This window comes from Burkholderia sp. E168m23 (genome assembly GCF_016586125.1).
GTDB classification, from domain to species: domain Bacteria; phylum Pseudomonadota; class Gammaproteobacteria; order Burkholderiales; family Burkholderiaceae; genus Burkholderia; species Burkholderia orbicola.
The window spans coordinates 1-2,419 of sequence record NZ_BCPP01001025.1 but is presented as its reverse complement, the minus strand read 5'-3'; the positions used below and the strand labels follow the sequence as shown (position 1 = coordinate 2,419).

The 2,419-nt window shown below is 66.9% G+C and carries 2 protein-coding genes and 1 pseudogene; 1 reads left to right on the top strand and 2 read right to left on the bottom strand.

From position 1 onward, the window contains the following. Positions 1 to 329 (top strand): annotated as a pseudogene (locus tag JMF90_RS33490) (solute carrier family 23 protein); the annotation flags it as partial. Positions 330 to 523: 194 nt separating this feature from the next. Here JMF90_RS33490 and JMF90_RS33485 read toward each other — a convergent pair. Further along, positions 524 to 2,047 carry an efflux transporter outer membrane subunit gene (locus JMF90_RS33485; protein ID WP_011546091.1) on the bottom strand — a complete coding sequence of 508 codons (1,524 nt, stop codon included), beginning with the start codon at positions 2,045 to 2,047 and terminating at the stop codon, positions 524 to 526. After that, positions 2,047 to 2,419: efflux RND transporter permease subunit (locus JMF90_RS33480; protein ID WP_201326032.1), on the bottom strand; the 373-nt coding region annotated here is incomplete at its 5' end. The genes JMF90_RS33485 and JMF90_RS33480, both read right to left, overlap by 1 nt.

Sequence of the window (2,419 nt, the reverse complement as noted above, 5' to 3'; positions counted from 1 at the left end):
CGGCGCAGGCATCGTGATGTTCGGGATGGTCGCCGCGAACGGCATCAAGGTGCTGTCGAAGGTCGACTTCGTGCAGAACTCGCACAACCTGTTCATCGTCGCGGTGAGCGTCGGCATGGGCCTCGTGCCGGTCGTGTCGCCGCACTTCTTCTCGAAGCTGCCGCCCGCGCTCGCACCGATCCTGCACAGCGGCATCCTGCTGGCATCGGCCACGGCCGTGATCCTGAACATCGTGTTCAACGGCGTGAAAGGCGAAAAAGGATGCGCGCTGCGAGATTCGGCGCGCGGGGCACGATTTCGATGGGCGGCCCGCCGACGTGCACCACTGATCGCGCCGCGCCGGACGATGGCGCGAAGCGGTAACGAAAAACGCCACGGCATGCCGTGGCGTTTTGCTTGATTTCCCGCACGATCCGGCAGCGCAAAAGAAAACGCCACGGACTTTCGTCCGTGGCGTTCTCGTTTCCGCATACAGCCGGTTCGAAGGGCAAGCGCGGTGACCCGCGCCCGCCCTTCTCGGTGCTTACCCGTTCGTCGCCGTTGCCGACGCGGGCGCAGGAGCCGCCGCCTTGTCGTAGTCGACCGGCGCATCCGGCGCGCGCGGCGCTTCGCCGGCATGCTGGATCCAGCCGCCGCCGAGCGCGCGGTACAGGTCGACCAGGTTCGTCCAGCGTGCCAGGCGTGCGCTGATCAGCGACTGCTGCGCCGAGTACAGATCCGTCTGCGCGGTCAGCACCGACAGGTAGCTGTCGACACCGTTCTTGTAACGCAGGTCCGACAAGTCGAAACGACGTTGCTGCGCGTGCTCGTTGCGCTCGAGCGCCGCGATCTGCTGGTCGTACGTGCCGCGTGCGGCGAGGCCATCCGACACTTCGCGGAATGCCGACTGGATCGCCTTCTCGTAGTTCGCGATCTCGATGCGCTTCTGCACGTGCGCGAGATCGAGGTTCGCGATGTTCTGCCCGCCCTCGAAGATCGGCAGTGCGATGCTCGGCGCGAACGACCATGCCGCCGTGCCGGCCTTGAACAGGCCGCCCAGCGTCGGGCTCGCGGTGCCGAACGCGCCCGTCAGCGAAATCTTCGGGAAGAACGCCGCGCGCGCCGCGCCGATGTTCGCGTTCGCGGCCAGCAGCGTCTGCTCGGCCTGCATCACGTCAGGACGACGCGTCAGCAGATCCGACGGCAGGCCAGCGGGCACGTCCGTCAGCAGGTTCTGCGCATCGAGCGGCATGCCCGCCGGCAGGTCGTCCGGCAGCGGCTCGCCGATCAGCAGCACCAGCGCGTTCAGCGCCTGCGCGCGGGCACGGGCCTGCGCCTGCTGGTTCGCGAGCGCCGTCTCGACGACCGTCTGCGCCTGACGCAGCTCGAGCTCCGAGCCCGTACCGTTGTCGAACTGCAGCTTGGTCAGGTCGTACGATGCCTGCGCGGTCTTCAGCGTGTCCTCCGTGACCTTCAGCAGGTCGTCGGTCGACAGCAGCGTCAGGTATTGATCCGCCACCTGCGACACCAGCGAGATCTCCGACGCCTGCCGCGCATACGCGGTCGACAGGTATTGCGCGAGCGCCTGATCCTTCAGGCTCTGCACGCGGCCGAACAGGTCGAGCTCCCACGACGCGGACAATCCAACGTTATAGGTGCGCGAAATCAGCGGCGCCCTCGTCGTCGACACACCGGCCGGCAGACGCTGGATGTTGCCCGTGCCCGTACCGTCGAGCGTCGGGAACAGCCCCGCACGCGTGATCTGGTACTGAGCACGCGCCGCCTCGATATTGAGCACCGACACGCGCAGGTCGCGGTTGTTTTTCAGCGCGATCTCGATCAGCCGCTGCAGGCGCGGATCGACGAAGAACTCGCGCCAGCCGATGGCAGTCGCCGCCTGGCCGTTCGCGCTGCGCGCGCCGGCTGCGCCCGGCTGCGTCGCGTAGACGCCGCCGGCCGGGTACGCCTGCGCGACGGGTGCGTCGGGCCGCTTGTAGTGCGGCGCCATCGTGCAGCCCGTGGCAAAGAGCGCGACTGCGATTGCAGTCAAAGCGTGTTTTTGCATCATCACTGTCCCTTGTTGCCTTCGTCGCCGTTGCCCGGCTTCTCTTCGTGGTGCGAGTGCTCCTGAGCCAGGCGCAGCGCCTCGTCGACGTCTTCCTTCTCGCCGCTGAAGATCGCACGGATCTTCACGAAGAACATCGGGATCATGAAGATCGCGAGGAACGTCGCCGTGATCATCCCGCCGATCACGCCCGTACCGATCGCGTGCTGGCTGGCCGAACCCGCGCCGTTGCTGATCGCGAGCGGCATCACGCCGAGAATGAACGCGAGCGACGTCATCAGGATCGGACGCAGCCGCAGGCGCGCTGCTTCCAGCGCAGCCTCGATCGGCCCCATCTTCTCCGTCTGCTGCAGTTCGCGCGCGAACTCGACGATC

Excerpts from the sequence above, each read along its gene's own strand:
- JMF90_RS33485 (WP_011546091.1), bottom strand. The coding sequence starts at position 2,047 with ATGATGCAAAAACACGCTTTGACTGCAATCGCAGTCGCGCTCTTTGCC.